Raw genomic sequence first — 15,487 nt, 5'->3', positions numbered from 1 at the left:
CGGGGGTGCCGATCCGTCCAGCGGTGGAGGGGTGGTCTGGACGGATCGGCGCGCTCAGTCGGTGGGACGGGAGGCGTCGGGCGAGGGCGTCGCCGAATCGGGGCTCGAGGCGGCGGGGTCGGCCGCGCGCGGGTCCGCAGCATCGGGGTCGGCCGCGCTCGGGCCCGCAGCGCCGAGGTCGGCGGCGCCGGCAGCGTCCGGCTCGGCAGCGTCCGGCTCCGCACCATCGGGATCGGCACCGGAGTCGGCAGCATCCTGCTCGGCTGTGCCGATCTCCTCACCGTGCACCTCGGCAGCGGACGCTTCAGCCGCTGCCTCCGCCGCACCCGCCGGGTCGAACCGCGCCAGCGCCGCCGTGATGTTGTCGTGCCCGCCGCGCTCGTTCGCCCAGGCGACCAGCGCCTCCGCGAGCGTGACCGGATCCGCGCCCACCCGCTCCTGCGACTCGCGCAGCACGCGCGCCAGGTCCTCGGCGGCGGACGCGTAGTTCCACAGCCCGTCGGAGCAGACCAGAACCCAGCCCGGCTCGGTCAGCTCCTCGGAGGCGACCCGCGGCTCCTCGTCGTGCGCGTCGGCGCCGAGCCAGCGGGTGATGGCGTGAGCGTCGGGCGCCGTCTCGGCCTGCTCCCGCGGCACTCCCGAGGCGATCTGCTCCTGCGCCCACGAATCGTCGACCGTGAGCTGCCGCGGCTCGCCCGCGTCCGGCATCCAGTAGCTGCGGCTGTCGCCCACGTTGCCCGTGACGAGCAGCGCGCCGTCCAGCACCGCCGCGGTGAAGGTGCACGAGGGCGGATTCGACCGCTTCTCGGGCACGGCCGCGTCGATCGCTCCGGAGGCGCGCGCGGTGGCCATCTGCAGCAGCGCGCGCCAGCGGTCCGCTCCCGCGCTCTCCCCGCCGACCTCGGCCTGCAGTGCGCTGAGTGCTGCACGGGCCGCGGCGAGCGACGCCTTGTCGGAGTCGGGGGTCGAGGAGACCCCGTCGCAGACCACGAGCAGCGCCGCCCTCAGAGAGCCGTCGGCGCCGGTGGTCGCCCCGAGCGCCATCGCGTCCTCGTTGGCCGGGTGCCGGAGCCCGCGGTCGCAGACGCCGCCGACCAGCGGGTGCGGCGCTTCGGCCCAGTGCTCGCGCTCGGTCGGAGCGGGGCGTCCGCACTGCTCGCAGTAGCCGTCCTCGGCGACCGCTCCCCCGCAGTAGACGCAGGCGGCGGATCCTCCGACGGCGACGGGCGGAGCGGAGGAGGTGGCCGCGACGATCAGCGGCGTCCCGCAGGCCTCGCAGAACGCGTCGCCCGTCGTGACCGGCTCGCCGCAGTTCGGGCAGGGAGTCGACAGCGCGCCGCTCATGTCAGCGTCCAGCGTCGGACCTCGTTGGCCCGGTCGACGAGGCGCAGGCGCTCGTCGCGCTCGCGAGTGGAGGCGGCGAGCGCGCGGTAGGAGGCCTCGAGGCCGTCGCGGATGGCGGCCTCGTTCGCCTCGACTCCGCCGAGGGTCGCTCCCTCGGCCGGGCCGTCGCGCCGCACCAGCTCGAGGGCGGAGGCGAGGACCTGGGTCGTGAGCTCGAGGCGGGTCCGCTGGTCGATCGACACGGAGTCGACGCTCGCGAGGGCGGCCGAGAGCGCGGGCAGCCCGCGGCCCGACTCCGCCAGCAGCTCCGCCCGGCGGCGGCGCGCGTCGGAGTAGGAGGAGCGCGTGGGCGCGACGATGTCGAGCGCGTCGAGCGCCCCGTCGAGGTCGGAGCGCAGCTGCCGCACCCGGGCGAGACCGAAGGCGGCGGGTGCCGTGTAGTTCGCGTCGGCGCGGGCGCAGATCACGTAGAGGGACTCGGCGACCTCGGGCTCACCGCTCGCCTCGCACGCCGCGGCGAGCGCGAGCTTCGGGGCGAGCTCGCCGGGGACCTGACCGTAGACGGTGTTGAAGGAGGCGCGGGCCCCGATGTCGTCGCCGCGCGCGAGCTGGGCGAGGCCGCTCATCCAGACCGCCCGCCACTCCCACGGGTCCTCCGTGAGTATCTCGCCCGTCGCGCGGGCCGCCTCCTCCCAGCGCTGCGCCTCGATCGCCGCCCGGGCGCGGGCGAGCCGCACCTCGACCGTCACGGTGGGCGCGAGCGCGAGAGCGCGCAGGCGCACGATCGGGTCGGCGACGTTCACGCCCGCGAGCCACGACCGGGCGGGATCGGACTCGTCGCGGCGGAGCGCCGGCAGCGCGTCCCACGGCGGGACGCGGTCGACCACGTCGGCCACGGGCGCCTCGAACAGGGCCGACTCCGTCGAGTGCAGCGCGGGGTGTCCGGGACCGCGGTCGGTCGCGACGACCTCGCGCAGCACTCCGAGCAGCTGGCCGCGCATCTCGTCCACCGTGGCGAAGCGGTCCTGCGGGTCGGGAGCGCATGCCTTCGCGATCAGGCGGTAGAAGGAGTCGTACCGCTGGAACAGCGGTGTCTCGGACACCGGCGGCAGCGAGGCGACGAAGGTCGTCTGGTTGCCGCGGAAGTCGAGCACCAGCGAGGCCAGCGTTCGGCCGATCGTGTAGACGTCGGAGGCGACCGAGGGACCGAGGTCGGCGACCTCCGGAGCCTGGTACCCGACGGTGCCGTAGATGGCGGAGTCCTCGTCGTCGATCCGGCGCACTCCGCCGAGGTCGATCAGCTTGACCTGGTCGCCCACCTGGATCATGTTGTCCGGCTTGAAGTCGCAGTAGAGCAGGCCGTGGTCGTGCAGGTAGGCGAAGGCGGGCATGACCTCGAGCACGAAGGCGAGCGCCTGGTCCACCGGCAGCGGATCCGCGGCGCCGCCGTTGGCGTCCAGCCGCTCCTTCAGGATCTGCTTGAGGCTCGGCCCGCCGACGTACTCCATCACGATGTAGCCGGCGCCGTCGTGCAGGACGAAGTTGTAGATCTCGACGATCAGCGGGTGCTCGACCTCGGCCAGGAACCGGCGCTCGGTGACGGCCGCGGCGTACGCGTCGGGGTCGCCGGAGTTGAGCAGGCCCTTGAGCACCACCCAGCGCCCCGAGACGTTCCGGTCGCGCGCGAGGTAGATCCAGCCGAGGCCGCCGTAGGCCAGGCAGCCGACGACCTCGTACTGGCCGCCGACGACATCGCCCTTCACCAGCTGCGGGGTGAACGAGAACGGCGTGCGGCAGTTGGGGCAGAACCCCTCGGTGCGGCCGGGCCGACCGTCGCGCCCGCGGCCGACGGCGGTGCCGCAGTGCGAGCAGAAGCGCTTGCGCTCGGGGAGGACCGCCTCGGTCATCAGGGCGGCCATCGGGTCGGCGGCCGGGCGGGACGGGACGGTGGTGAGCCCGGCGCCGAGCCTCGGGCCGCGCAGTCGGGTCGAGGTGGTGCCGACGCGGCGGGTGACCTTCGAGCCGGTCTGCGCCGTGCGGGCGGAGCCGAGAGCGGCGGTGGCGAGGCGGGCGGAGGAGGTGCGAGTGCTGCGCGCGGTGGCCGACTCCTCCGCGGGGCCGGGTGCCGTGGCGCCGGGGGTGCCCTCGACGAAGCCGGTGCCGAAGGCGGCGGAGGCGGTGGCGGGCGGGGAGGCCGGAGCGGCGCGGCGCGCGGTCGGCGTGGAGGCGGCGGCGCCCTCCTCGGGCGGGAGGCCGCAGACGTTGCAGTAGCCGTCCTCGATCGTTCCGGTGCAGCCGGGAGTCGCGGTGCAGGGGGCGCCGTTCATGGGGTGGCCTTCCGGTGGTGCGCGGGGTCGGGGTGCGGGAGGTCGCGGGTGACGACGTCGTACTGCTCGACCAGGTGACGGGCGAGCGGGACGGAGCAGGGCACCGCGTCGAGGGCGGCGCGCACCTCCTCCTCGGCCGCGACGCCGACGGCGGTGGCAGCGCGGCCGTTGCCCTCGGCCCGCTCCCGCAGCGCCCGGAGGCGGAAGCCCAGGGCGGCCCGTTCGCGCAGCGGCGAGGTGTAGGCGGCCTCGACCGCGTCGAACGCGCGGCCGACGGCGGTGAGCCGGGCGAGGTGCGCGTCGAGCGCCTCGCGGTCGGACGGAGGATCGCCCAGCCGGGAGACGTCGGGCACGGCCAGCCGCGGCGGGTCGGCGATCTCGCGGCGGCAGCGGGCCACGAGCTCGCGCAGCGGCGCCTCGCGGTGCTCGGCCGCCTCCGCCAGCTCGCGCGCCCGACGGCGGTCGCGCTCGAGTCCGCGCCGCTCGGACGCGGCGATGATCAGGTCGCGCTCGAGCCGGGCGGAGTCGCTCTCGAGCTGGCCGAGCGGCCCCGACACGTCGGCTCCCCGGCCCGCCCGCTCGGCGAGCGCGTCGAGGCGGGACCGCAGCACGGCGACCCGCTCCGCCCGCTCGCGGTCGACCGTGCCGCCGCCGTCACGGGTGAGGTCGCGGCAGCGCTCGATCTCGGCGCGCACCCCCACGATCCGTCCGGCGACGTCGGTGCCGCTGGGGTCGAGCTCGAGCCGGGAGCGCAGCTGGCCGACGACCGCGTCGCAGAGGCGCACCGCCTCCACCAGCGAGACCGCGCCGCTCCCGGAGGCGTCGAGACGGCCCCAGATCAGCTGCGACATCCGCTCGCGCGCCACGACGTCGACGCGGCCGGAGTCCCAGACCGCCTCGAGCTCGGCGAGGCGCCGGGTGACGGACTCGCGGAGCGACTGGGCGAGCACCACGTCGGCCGTGTAGTTCTCGGCCTGCGGCGACGCCAGCGCGGCGGCGTCCAGCCGCGAGAGCTCTCGCGTGGTCCGCTGGAGCCAGCGGGTGAGAGCGGCGAGGTACTCGAAGAGCTCGCGCTGCGGCGCGGCCTCCCCCAGCCGGCCCGGAGCGACGGGGGTCCCCTCCGCGAGACCGGTGCTCATCGGCCGTACACCGGGGCCGGCGGCGAGGCCTCGCCGAGGACCCCGAGCCAGCGCTCGTAGATGCTCTGCCAGCGGCCGTCGCTGCGGATGCTCTCGAGCGAGGCGTTGACGAAGCGCACGAAGTCGGGGTCGTCGGCGGGCAGGCCGAGGCCGTAGGGCTCCGAGCTCAGGGCGTCGCCGACGACCTTCGCGTACGGGTCCTGCGCCACGAAGCCCGCGAGGATCGTGTCGTCGCCCGCGATGGCGTCGACCTCTCCTGCCTGGAAGAGGGCGAGGCACTGCGAGTGCGTGGCGGCCTCGACGGCCTCGACCTCCGGGTAGTCGTTCTGCAGGCGGCTGAGCGTCGTGGTGCCGCTGGGCGCGCAGACCCTCTCGCCGTCGAGGTCGCCGATGCCCGTGATCGGGACTCCGTCGGGGTCGTCGGAGACGAGCACCTTGAGGCCGGCGTCGTAGTACTCGGACGAGAAGGCGATCGAGCTCCAGCGATCGCAGGTCATCGTGAGGGTGCGGGCCACCATGTCGACCTGCGGGGCGCCGTCGCCGCCGGTGAGCGCGGGGAGGCGCTGAGCGGAGGTGATCACGACGTAGTCGATGGAGTCGCTGCCGAGGATCGCCCGGGCGACCTCGCGGGCGATGTCGACGTCGAAGCCCTCGATCGCCCCCGTGATCGGGTTGCGGGCGCTCATCAGGAGGGTGTCGGCCGAGACGCCGACGCGCAGGGTCCCGCGCCCGCGGATCTCCGCGAGCCTGGTGCTGTCGGTCACGCCGGTCGGCGCGTAGGAGGTGACCGCCGAGGGCGAGCAGTCCGCCGCGGCAGGAGCGGCGGGAGCGGACGCGCTCGCCGTCGGAGTCGGGGTCGCCGCGGCGAGGGGCGTGCCGAGGTCGTCCGCCCCCGTCGTGCAGCCGGTGAGGGCGAGTGCCGCGGCGGTGGCCAGGGCGAGGGCGGCGGCGCGCAGGCGGTTCATCGGTACTCCTCCAGTCGCTGGGCTATGCCGCGCCAGGCGAACACGGCTCCGGCGAGACCCGCCGCCAGCAGGATCCACGAGACGAGGGTCGCGAACTCCGCACCTCTGTCGAGCGTGGCGGCGGCGGCCAGGGCCTTCTCCTGCACCACGTCGCGGGCGTCGTCGGAGAAGGTGGTGAAGAGGTCGTTCGGCGTGCCGTTCCCGGTGATCGTGGCGACGCGGACGGCCTGGTCCCAGTTCCCGGCGTCGTCCGCCTCCCGGATCTCCTCGTGGAACGACTGCCACTGCCCGAACTCGTCGACGAGCCGTGTCCTCGCCAGCTCGTCCTGCAGGTCGCCCGAGAGCTTCTCCCGGGCGGAGTCGACGGCCTGGGTGTAGCGCTCCTCGAGGGCGGCGCCGGAGCCGCGCTTGATCAGCGTGAAGCTCTCGAGCGACTTGGCGTCGCTCGCGGCGATGAGCGCGTTCGACACGGTGAGCGCCTCGCGGTAGGACTCGACCCGCGCCGTCCCCGCGTCCGCCGCGACCGATCCGTAGGCGAGCGCCCCGCCGACGCCGACGACCAGCAGGAGGGCGGTCCCCGTGGCGAGCGGGCGGTTGAGGTAGCGGTGCGTACGGCGGGCGAGCCAGAGCTGCGCCGCCAGGAGGAGGACCAGCATCACGAGCGAGCCGATCATGAGCAGGACGCTCCAGCGGACGGCGTCGTAGGCGGCCGCGACCCGGTCGGCACCGGAGTCGACGAGTCCGTCGACGTCCTCGAGGATGCCGCCGTCTCCCGAGAGGGCCGTCGACGCCTGGTCGAGATACGCCGAGGCGACGGGGAAGCCCTGCCGGTTGTTGGCCCGCGCCTGCTCGATCAGCCCGCTGTAGGTCGTGATGCTGCTGGCGACCCGGGCGAGGGCCCGGGTGTCCGCCGAGTCGGCTGCCGAGAGCCCGGCGATCGCGGAGGCGGCGCCGGTGAGGCTCGAGACGTACGACGCCCGCAGCTCGGTCGGCTCCAGTCCGCCGACGAGGAAGGTGTTGGCCGCGATCGCGTTGGCGTCCACCAGCAGCGTGCGGACGTTCTGCACTCCGAGCAGCTGCGCCGACTGCTCCCGGGCCGTGGTCGCGGCGCGCGCCTGCATCGCTCCTGCCTGCTGCGCGAACACGCCGAACAGCACGGCCGCCAGCGCCGTCAGGGCGAGCAGGAGGCGCAGGGTGGCCGGAGTGGTCGCGGTCGCGCGGGCCAGCAGCGACGGCCTCCGCTGCGCCGGCCGGTTGGCGACCTGGACGAGGGGCGGCTCGGGGATCCTCTGCGCGGGCGGCGCGGCGGGTGCGGTGCTCAACGGCTCTCCTCCTCGGGGTCGTCGGTGACGGGGACGGCCGCGCCGCTCGGGGCGGCGTCCGCCTGCCCGAAGGCCTCCTCAGAGCCGTCGACCGCGCCCTCGTCGTCGTCGCCGGCTCCGTCCGGGCTGCTCGAGGCTTCGGGGCTCTCCACCACGTCCTCGGGGAGCAGGATGCGCAGCTCGTCGAGCGTCGGCTCCTCCACGTCGCGGAGGCGCCAGGCGTGCCGGGCGATCGCCGCGTCGAGGACGTTGCGGACCCAGCGCCCGTTGCCGAACGCCTCCGTGCGCTGCTGCGCCGAGGCGAGGCCCGCGAACGCGGCGAGCGCCTCCTCCGTCGGCTCGAAGTCCGCGGAGGCGGCGAGGCGGCCGAAGATCGCCGAGAGCTCGTCGTCGGAGTAGTCGGCGAAGTCGATCGTGGTCGAGAAGCGGCTGGCGAGACCCGGGTTCGTGTCGAGGAAGCCCTGCATCGGCCCGGAGTAGCCGGCGACGATCACGACGAGGTCGCCGCGGTGGTCCTCCATGTCCTTCACGAGGGTGGTGACCGCCTCCGCGCCGTACTGGTCGAGCGCGAGCGCGTAGGCCTCGTCGATGAAGAGGACGCCGCCGCGCGCGGAGGCGATCACCTCCGCGGTCTTCGTCGCGGTCTGCCCGAGGTAGCCGGCCACCAGCTCCGATCGGTCGACCTCGACGAGCACGCCCTTCGAGAGGATGCCGAGCGAGCGGTAGATCCGCGAGACCAGCCGCGCCACCGTCGTCTTGCCCGTGCCGGGGTTCCCCGTGAAGACGAGGTGGCGGGTGAGCGTGGGCGTGCTGAGTCCGGCGGCCTGGCGCAGGGTGTCGATCCGGAGCAGCTGCGTCTGCCGCTTGATCTCGCTCTTCACCCGGTCGAGGCCGATCAGCGCGTCGAGCTCGGCGAGCAGGTCGTCGATGGACTCCGGCGGGTCGAGCGGCTCCGGCTCGGAGGCGGGCTCCGCGGCGGGAGCGGCGGCGGGCACCGGCTCGTCCTGTGGACCGTCGTGCTCGGTCCGGCGGAGGCGCTCGAGGATCTCGTCGACCCCGGGCACGCCGGCGGGCAGACCGGTCGGCAGGTCGGCGCTCGCGGCACCGTCCGGCGTCCGGCCGGTAGTGTGCGGTACTCCTCCGCTCGTCGTCGGAGCGGCGCCCCGAGCGCCCGGGACGGCGGAGAGCTGGGCCGCGGCGGTCGCGGAGGCGGAGGCGATGCCGCCGATGCCCGGGTCGCCGAGAGCGCTGGCCGCCGAGACGACCTCGGTCAGGGCGCGGGCGTAGGCGGAGGAGTGGTGAGAGCCCGCGCCGACCAGGGCGGCCAGCTGATCGGTCGGCCCCGACCGCCAGCGCCGGCCGCTCGAGGCGGCGGTGAAGAACGCCTCCAGACCGCCCGTCGCGCCGGTCGCGGCGAGCCAGTCCTGTCCGGCGCCGCGGATCGACTCGGCGACGGCGGCGGCCAGCCGCGCACCCTCGTCGCGGACGGCCGCGGCGTCGAGGCCGGCGGCCGTCCCCGCGAGCACGAGGGCGTCCAGCGCCGGGGCGAGCGCGGTCACGAGGCGCTCGGCGGGGTCAGCGAGCCGGATCCGGACGGCGCTCCCGGCTGCGGAGGCGCGTCGAGACCGCTCGGGGAGAGCGAGGACTCCGTGAACTTCTCGGCCAGGAACTGCCCGTGCGCGATCAGCGCCGAGGCGTCCTGCCGCGAGACGGCGTCCGAGATGCGGTCGAGCGTGCCTCCGAGGAGGTCGAGCTGATCGCAGAGGATCATCAGCGAGGTCTTCCCCCTGTGCACGGCGCGGCGGTCGGCGAAGTCCCTCGGCAGGCGGAGGTAGCCCTCCACCGCCTCGGGGAGGTAGCTGGTCGCGGTCGCGACGACGGTGTGGCCCTGCCGGCTCATCCCGCCGAGGCGGTCGAGACGGGGCACCATCTCGCGGACCGTCTCGTCGATCCGCTGGATGCGTGCCGCGACGATGCCGGGAACCCGGCCCTCCGTCCGCGTGCCGACCCGGTCGAGCGCCGCGAGGATGTCGTCGCTCGTCGGGACGCTCGGCAGAGCGGGCGCGGCCTCCTCAGGCACCGCGGGGGCACCCGTGAACAGTCGGGAGAACCAGCCCATCGGCTAGCGGCCGAGATCGAGCGAGGACGTCGCGTCGATGTCCGAGTTGCTGCGGCGGGCCCGCTCGACGTACTCGCCGGCCTTCGCCGTCTCGGTCTGCAGGACTCCGACGGTCTGGGCCATGCTGTCGAGCGCCTTGATCTTGAAGTCCGAGATCGAGTCCATCGTCTGGTAGATGTTCGCGAACGCGGCCTGCAGCTGCGGCAGCCCGACCGTGGCCGAGGCGGCCTGCGACTGGATCGAGGCCGACTGGTCGGCGAGCATGCGCGAGGTGGCCTCGATCATGTTGGACGTCGTGGTGTTCAGCGCCGTGATCTGATCGAGCACGAGGCGCTGGTTGGCGAGCGCCTGCGCCACGATGACCGCCGTGCGCAGCGCCGAGACGGTCGTGGTCGTCGCCCGGTCGACGCCCTTGATCAGCTCGACGTTGTTCTTGATGACGACGTCGATCGCGAGGTAGCCCTGGATCGACACGGCCAGCTGGGTCAGCAGGTCCTGGTGCTTCTGGCGCGCGTAGAAGAGGACGTCCTCGCGCAGCGCCTTCGCCCGCTCCGGGTCGGTGGCGTCGAGCTCGGCGATCTTCGCCGAGAGCTTCACGTCGAGCCGCTCGGCGACGTAGATGTACTCGTTGAGACGGGTCATCGTCTCCCAGAGGTTCTGCTTCTCGAGGTTCAGGGCCGCGTTGTCCTTCCGCAGCTCGTCCTGCCCGTCGTACAGGGCCTGGATGATCGCGTTCAGGTGCGACTGGGCGCTCTCGTAGCGGCGGAAGTAGTCGGTGATCTTGTTGCCGAACGGGATGAAGCCCAGGATCTTCTTCTGCAGGTTGTCCTCGGACGGGTCCAGATCCTCCACCGTGCGGCGCAGCTCGAGCAGCGTCTTCCCGATGGTCGACCCCTCGGAGAGCCCGCCCTCCTGGAGGGCGCGCACCGGCGTGCTCAGCAGCCGGTTCGACGAGTCGGCGGCCGAGCGGATGTCCGCGTCGCCCATCGTGCGGATGTCGTTGGCCCGCGTCGCGAACTCGGGGCTGCGGGACTCCGTCGCCAGGAGCGTGTCGAGGTAGCCGTCGACCTTCGCCTCGAGGCCGGGCAGGGCGGCTTCGGGCACCTTCGGCGCGATCGACGGCGCCGAGGTGGTCGGCACCGCCGCCACCGGCTCCGGAGGCGTGAGCGAGAGGGCGTTCTGGACGGGCGGCTGCAGGGCCTCGGTCATCGGGATCCTCACCGTTCCTGGCGCTCGGCGCCGACTGGGATGAACGTCCGCCCAGCATATCCCGGGCCCTCCCGCGGGATCCCCGCGAGCCGCCTCGCCCGAGGACTCGACGCGATCGGGCGGCTGTGGAGGAGCGTCCGCCGCCGGTCAGACCGCCTTCGGGCGCCTCCGCAGCGTCGCCACCGCGACTCCGGCCAGGGCGAGCGCGCCTCCGAGCAGCGCGGCGAGCGGCGGGGTCTCGCCCAGGACGAGCCAGGACAGCAGCACCACCACCGCGGGCACCGCGTAGGTGGACGCCGCGGTGCGACCCGCGCTGGAGCGCGCGAGGACGTACCCCCACGTCGTGAAGGCGACGGCCGTCGGGAAGATCCCGAGGTAGACCACGGCCAGGATCGAGGAGAGCGGAGCGGCGGCGAGCGCCTCGACGAGCTCCGGGGCGAAGGGCAGGCACGCGACCGTGCCGGCGAGGCAGCCGAGCCAGGTCATCGTCGGTGCGTCGATCCGTCCCAGCAGGCGCTTCTGAAGGGTCGCCGCGCTGCCGTAGACGACGGCGGCGACCAGGCCGAGGGCGACGCCGATCACGTCGAACTGCCCGGTGGAGGTGGAGAACGCGATCACCGCGACGCCGGTCAGCGCCACGAGCATCCCGGCGAGGAGACGGCGGGGGAATCCCTCCCCCAGCAGCAGCCCGGCGAGCACGGCGGTGATCATCGGCGCGATGTTCACCAGCAGCGCCGCCGTCCCCGCGTCGACATGCCGCTCCGCAGCGTTCAACGCCAGGTTGTAGACCCCGAACCAGGCGACCCCCCAGCCCAGCACGAGCAGGAGGAGGCGCCCGCGCGGGACCGCCGTGCGCGGATCCGGAGCCGCCTCCGAGCGGTGCCTCCGGGCGATGAGGACGACGCGCACCACCGTGAGCGCGAGCGACCCCACCACGATGCGGCCGAGGGTCAGCGCGCCCGGGCCGAAGTCCTCCGTCGTGGCGCGGATGCCGACGAAGGCCGACGCCCAGAGCAGGACGGTGACCGCGATCGCTCCCCACAGCAGGAGGGCGTCCCTCGTGGAGGGCGGGGCGGAGGAGGAGACGTCGGTCATGAGGCCATCGTGGCGCTGCCGGGGATTCAGCACCAGTTCCGTTCACTGTCGGATCGTTCAGCCGGACTGTACGGTCGTCTCATGCTCGATGTGCACCGGCTCCGCATCCTCCGCTCCGTCGTCGCCTCCGGCTCGATCGCGGGAGCCGCCTCCAGCCTCGGCTACACGTCCTCCGCCGTCAGCCAGCACCTCTCCGCTCTGCAGCGCGAGACCGGACTGACCCTGCTGGAGCGGGTGGGCCGCGGCGTCCGCCCGACCCCAGCCGGACGCGCCCTCGCCGCCCAGGCGGACCGCGTCCTCGAGCGCCTCGCCGAAGCGGAGGCCGTGGTGGAGGAGCTGCGCGAGGGCCGCTCCGGCCGCCTCTCGGTGACGTACTTCGCCTCCGTCGGCAGCGCCTGGATGCCGGAGGTCGCCCGCCGGCTGACCGCCGCGTTCCCCGGCCTCGCCCTCGATCTGCGCCTGGGAGAGGAGCTCGACGACGACGTCGGAGCGCGCCCCGACGTGCAGCTCCTCGTCGCCTCCTCCGAGCCGACCGCCCCCGGATTCACGGCGCACCACCTCCTCGACGACCCCTACCTCGTCGTCCTGCCCGACGGTCATCCGCTCGCCTCCCGGAGCGAGATCGACCTCGCCGAGCTCGCGAACGAGCGCTGGGTCGACAACGACCTGCCCACCGGCTGGTGCCGCCGGAACGTCGTGGAGGCCTGCGCCGCCGCCGGGTTCGCGCCGCCCTTCCACGTCCAGGCCAACGACCACATCACCGCCGCCGCGTTCGTCGCCGCGGGCATGGGCGTGACGGTCCTGCCGGAGCTCGCGGCCCACCGCCTCCCGGACGGCGTCCGCGCCGTGCCCGTCGTCCGTCCCCGGCCCGTCCGCTCCCTCGAGGCCGTCGTGCGGAACTCCGCCGCCTCCTCCGCACCGGTGGCCCTGGTGCTGGAGACACTGAAGGCCCTCGTCGCGCGCCGCTGAGCGCGCCTGCACGGGCGAGCTCGCAGCACATCGGAGCACGATGGGCGCGTGAGCTCCGTCGAACCCGTCACCCGTTCCGCGCCCGCGCTCGGCGGACCGCGCATCCTGAAGCAGCGCTGGACCGAGGCGACGTTCCTGCACTGGCGGGTCGACCCCGCCCTGGTGGCGCCCCACCTCCCGGCCGGGACGAGGCCCGACGAGCACGACGGCTCCTCCTGGGTGGGCCTGATCCCGTTCCGGCTCTCGCGGACGGCCTTCCTCGGCGGCCCGCGGGTGCCCTGGCTCGGCACCTTCCCCGAGGTGAACGTCCGGCTCTACTCCGTCGACGAGCAGGGACGACGCGGAGTCGTGTTCGTCTCGCTCGACGCCTACCACCTCCTTCCCGTGCTCACCGCGCAGGCGGTGTTCGGGCTCCCCTACCGCTGGGCCCGGATGAGCATCGAGCACCGCCACGGCGCGGTGATCTACGACACGATCCGGCACTCGGACTCGGCCGCCCGCTCCCGGATCGTCGTCCGCCCGGGCGACCCGGTCGGCGAGGACCCGCTCGCCTCGTTCCTCACTGCACGCTGGGCCTACCACGAGCGCCACCTGGGCTCCACCTGGTACGGCCGCAACCTGCACCGGCCGTGGCCGCTGCGCCGCGCGGAACTGCTGGCGCTCGACGACGGGCTGCTCGACGCCGCGGGCTTCCCCGGGCTGGCGACGCGCGCGCCGGACTCGGTGCTGTACTCGGCCGGAGTGGAGACCGTGTTCACGGTGCCGCGGAAGGTGTGAGGGGGGCGGGAACTTCCTCCACAGGCGGCTCTTCGCGATGCTGTCCGATGAAACGGCGGTCCCGAGGTCCACGACGAGACTTCGTCCGGTGAGATCAGGGCATGAAGGAATCGGCGACAGTAGACGACGCGCTCACGGAGGCGCTCGCGCTCGCCGGCTCACGGCACGCTGAGCGGTCCGCCGTCGAGGCATCCCGGTACCGGGCAGTCGAGGAGGCACGCCGCCTCGCGATGGCGGCACCGGCGGTTCTCGTCGGCGAGCACGTCCAGGTGCAGGTGGATCGGGCGGAGGCGGCGCACCGGGCGCTGATCGCGGAGCTCGCGACGGGACTCCGGGTCTCGGAGGCGCACGCCTCTGCATTGGTCGACGAGGCACGCCTGCTGGTGAACGACCTCCCGGCGACGTTGCGCGCACTCGCGGACGGAGCGCTCTCCCCCGAGCACGCGCGACTCGTGGTGCGAGGAGCGCTCGACGTCCCCGCCGAGGTCCGTGGGCGCTTCGACGAGGAGGCCGCCACGATCGCGGTAGCCTGCACGCCGCCCCAGCTGCGACGCGCCCTCCGGTCGCTCCGGGAACGGCTGCACCCGCAGACGCTCAGCGAACGTCATCGGGACTGCGCCCGTCGTCGCGCGCTCTGGGTGGAGGGCCTCGACGACGGGATGGCGATCCTGCACCTCTACACCGCAGCTCCCGATGCGCTCGGCGCGATGGACAGGATCGACCGGGCCGCCCGCTCCCTCGCGGATCTGCCGGACGAGGAGCGGACGCTGGGCCAGCTCCGCGCGGACATCGCCGTTGCGCTGCTGGTCGACGGGGAGACATCGGCCGAGGGAGACGGCACGTCGATGCCGGCGGGAGTGCGCGCCGAAGTCGCGGTGACCGTGCCTGCACTGACCCTCCTCGGGCGCTCCGACCAGCCCGCGGTCCTCGACGGATACGGACCCGTCGATCCGGAGACCGCGCGGCGTCTCGCAGCAGGTGCTCCCTCGTTCACGCGGCTGCTCACCCATCCGGAGAGCGGAGCGGTCCTCTCCGTCGGACGCGACTCCTACCGAGTGCCGGCGGACCTGCGTCGCCACCTCCAGCACCGCGACGGGACCTGCCGGTTCCCGGGATGCACCCACAGCACCCGCCACGCGGACGTCGACCACACGAACGACTGGCAGCACGGAGGCACCACGTCGGCCGACAACCTCGCACACCTCTGCCGACACCACCACCGGCTCCGCCACACCACGGGGTGGACCCACCGGCAGGAGCCGGACGGCACGCTGCGCTGGACGAGCCCGACGGGACGGCAGCATGTCACCCGGCCCGGGGAGCCGGGGAACGGGACGGAGGGCGGACACGATCCGACCGGGACCGGCGGGGCGTGACAAGGGGCAGGTCGGGTGGCGTGGACGGGCAGGTCAAGGGGCGGGCCCGCTTCGGCGCGCCCGCGTAGCGTGGACGGCACGGGCCGATAGGCGCGGAAGCGACAAGAGGGGCAGCGACATGGCAGGAACGAAGGACAGGAAAGACGCGACGACGGGGACCTCGGCGGTGCTCTTCGACATCGACGGGACCCTCGCCGACACGAACTTCCTCCACGTCGAGGCGTGGTCGCGCGCCTTCTGGCAGGCCGACCTCGTCGTGCCCGCCTGGCGCATCCAACGAGCGATCGGCGCAGACTCGTCGGAGCTGCTCGACATGCTCCTCGAGGACGACGTGAAGGAGGAGCAGCGCGCACTGCTGAAGTCGCTGCACACCAAGAACTACGCCGAGACGACAGCACGCATCGTTCCACTCCCGGGAGCTCGCGAGCTCGTCGCGACGCTCGTCGGTCGAGGCGTCCACGTCGTCCTCGCCACCTCGGCACCGCAGAACGAGCTGGACGTGCTTCTCGACGTCCTCGACTTCGGCGGCTCCGTCCACGCTGTCACCAGCGGCACAGACGTCTCGACCGCCAAGCCAGCACCCGACCTGATCTCGATCGCGCTCGACCGCGCGGGCGTCTCCGTCGACCGCGCCGTCATGGTCGGCGACGCGACCTGGGACGTCCTGGCCGCCGAGCGCGCGGGCCTGGCAACGGTCGGAGTCCTCTCCGGCGGTACCTCGGAGCCCGAACTCCGCGAGGCCGGAGCCGTCGCCGTCTACGAGGACGCGGCGGCCGTCCTCACCGGTCTCGGTGAAGGGCCCCTCGCGAGCCTCCTGAACTGACCGACCGCCACCCCAGGAGGCT

The 15,487-nt window shown here is 74.0% G+C and carries 13 protein-coding genes; 4 read left to right on the top strand and 9 right to left on the bottom strand.

All coding sequences use genetic code 11. The features are described from left to right. Positions 1-54 precede the first annotated feature (54 nt). The 9 genes from C5C55_RS05135 to C5C55_RS05095 form a co-directional block, all read right to left on the bottom strand. Positions 55-1,344 (bottom strand): PP2C family serine/threonine-protein phosphatase, encoded by a 1,290-nt coding sequence (locus C5C55_RS05135; protein ID WP_181067774.1) that lies wholly within the window; start codon positions 1,342-1,344, stop codon positions 55-57. Continuing rightward, entirely contained in the window at positions 1,341-3,671 is a 2,331-nt protein-coding gene (locus tag C5C55_RS05130; protein ID WP_104223838.1) for a serine/threonine-protein kinase, read from the bottom strand. The genes C5C55_RS05135 and C5C55_RS05130 overlap by 4 nt, the downstream gene beginning before the upstream one ends. Then, complete coding sequence (locus tag C5C55_RS05125) at positions 3,668-4,810, bottom strand: hypothetical protein (protein ID WP_104233137.1); 1,143 nt, start codon at positions 4,808-4,810, stop codon at positions 3,668-3,670. The genes C5C55_RS05130 and C5C55_RS05125 overlap by 4 nt, the downstream gene beginning before the upstream one ends. Continuing rightward, on the bottom strand, positions 4,807-5,775 hold the full coding sequence (locus tag C5C55_RS05120; protein WP_104233136.1) for a glutamate ABC transporter substrate-binding protein: 969 nt from the start codon (positions 5,773-5,775) through the stop codon (positions 4,807-4,809). The genes C5C55_RS05125 and C5C55_RS05120 overlap by 4 nt, the downstream gene beginning before the upstream one ends. Continuing rightward, positions 5,772-7,097 carry a hypothetical protein gene (locus C5C55_RS05115; protein WP_104233135.1) on the bottom strand — a complete coding sequence of 442 codons (1,326 nt, stop codon included), beginning with the start codon at positions 7,095-7,097 and terminating at the stop codon, positions 5,772-5,774. Before C5C55_RS05115 ends, C5C55_RS05120 begins: the two co-directional genes overlap by 4 nt. After that, on the bottom strand, positions 7,094-8,656 hold the full coding sequence (locus tag C5C55_RS05110; protein ID WP_258065108.1) for an AAA family ATPase: 1,563 nt from the start codon (positions 8,654-8,656) through the stop codon (positions 7,094-7,096). Before C5C55_RS05110 ends, C5C55_RS05115 begins: the two co-directional genes overlap by 4 nt. Beyond that, positions 8,653-9,177 carry a hypothetical protein gene (locus tag C5C55_RS05105; protein WP_258072501.1) on the bottom strand — a complete coding sequence of 175 codons (525 nt, stop codon included), beginning with the start codon at positions 9,175-9,177 and terminating at the stop codon, positions 8,653-8,655. Before C5C55_RS05105 ends, C5C55_RS05110 begins: the two co-directional genes overlap by 4 nt. Before the next feature lie 42 nt (positions 9,178-9,219). Further along, the gene (locus tag C5C55_RS05100) at positions 9,220-10,425 is read right to left on the bottom strand and encodes a toxic anion resistance protein (protein WP_104223833.1); all 1,206 of its coding nucleotides are present in this window, start codon (positions 10,423-10,425) and stop codon (positions 9,220-9,222) included. Between the two features lie 147 nt (positions 10,426-10,572). Continuing rightward, complete coding sequence (locus tag C5C55_RS05095; protein ID WP_104233132.1) at positions 10,573-11,520, bottom strand: DMT family transporter; 948 nt, start codon at positions 11,518-11,520, stop codon at positions 10,573-10,575. A gap of 81 nt (positions 11,521-11,601) precedes the next feature. Between C5C55_RS05095 and C5C55_RS05090 the strand changes: the two genes are divergently transcribed. The 4 genes from C5C55_RS05090 (at position 11,602) to C5C55_RS05075 (ending at position 15,465) form a co-directional block, all read left to right on the top strand. After that, the gene (locus C5C55_RS05090; RefSeq protein ID WP_104233131.1) at positions 11,602-12,489 is read left to right on the top strand and encodes a LysR family transcriptional regulator; all 888 of its coding nucleotides are present in this window, start codon (positions 11,602-11,604) and stop codon (positions 12,487-12,489) included. Positions 12,490-12,537: 48 nt separating this feature from the next. Continuing rightward, complete coding sequence (locus tag C5C55_RS05085) at positions 12,538-13,266, top strand: YqjF family protein (RefSeq protein ID WP_104233130.1); 729 nt, start codon at positions 12,538-12,540, stop codon at positions 13,264-13,266. A 101-nt stretch (positions 13,267-13,367) separates the two neighbouring features. Continuing rightward, positions 13,368-14,642, top strand: coding sequence for an HNH endonuclease signature motif containing protein (locus tag C5C55_RS05080; protein ID WP_104233129.1), 1,275 nt, complete (start codon positions 13,368-13,370; stop codon positions 14,640-14,642). Between the two features lie 118 nt (positions 14,643-14,760). Beyond that, the gene (locus C5C55_RS05075) at positions 14,761-15,465 is read left to right on the top strand and encodes an HAD family hydrolase (RefSeq protein ID WP_104233128.1); all 705 of its coding nucleotides are present in this window, start codon (positions 14,761-14,763) and stop codon (positions 15,463-15,465) included. The last annotated feature ends 22 nt before the right edge of the window (positions 15,466-15,487 follow it).

Source organism: Rathayibacter sp. AY1C2 (assembly GCF_002931195.1).
Taxonomy (GTDB): domain Bacteria; phylum Actinomycetota; class Actinomycetes; order Actinomycetales; family Microbacteriaceae; genus Rathayibacter.
The sequence above is the reverse complement of the archived record's forward strand: the minus strand, read 5'-3'. Positions and strand labels throughout refer to the sequence as shown.

What these genes read in the sequence shown, in the direction of transcription:
- C5C55_RS05135 (WP_181067774.1), bottom strand. Translation starts at nt 1,344, where the DNA reads ATGAGCGGCGCGCTGTCGACTCCCTGCCCGAACTGCGGCGAGCCGGTC.
- C5C55_RS05130 (WP_104223838.1), bottom strand. Translation starts at nt 3,671, where the DNA reads ATGAACGGCGCCCCCTGCACCGCGACTCCCGGCTGCACCGGAACGATC.
- C5C55_RS05125 (WP_104233137.1), bottom strand. Translation starts at nt 4,810, where the DNA reads ATGAGCACCGGTCTCGCGGAGGGGACCCCCGTCGCTCCGGGCCGGCTG.
- C5C55_RS05120 (WP_104233136.1), bottom strand. Translation starts at nt 5,775, where the DNA reads ATGAACCGCCTGCGCGCCGCCGCCCTCGCCCTGGCCACCGCCGCGGCA.
- C5C55_RS05100 (WP_104223833.1), bottom strand. Translation starts at nt 10,425, where the DNA reads ATGACCGAGGCCCTGCAGCCGCCCGTCCAGAACGCCCTCTCGCTCACG.
- C5C55_RS05095 (WP_104233132.1), bottom strand. Translation starts at nt 11,520, where the DNA reads ATGACCGACGTCTCCTCCTCCGCCCCGCCCTCCACGAGGGACGCCCTC.
- C5C55_RS05090 (WP_104233131.1), top strand. Translation starts at nt 11,602, where the DNA reads ATGCTCGATGTGCACCGGCTCCGCATCCTCCGCTCCGTCGTCGCCTCC.
- C5C55_RS05080 (WP_104233129.1), top strand. Translation starts at nt 13,368, where the DNA reads ATGAAGGAATCGGCGACAGTAGACGACGCGCTCACGGAGGCGCTCGCG.
- C5C55_RS05075 (WP_104233128.1), top strand. Translation starts at nt 14,761, where the DNA reads ATGGCAGGAACGAAGGACAGGAAAGACGCGACGACGGGGACCTCGGCG.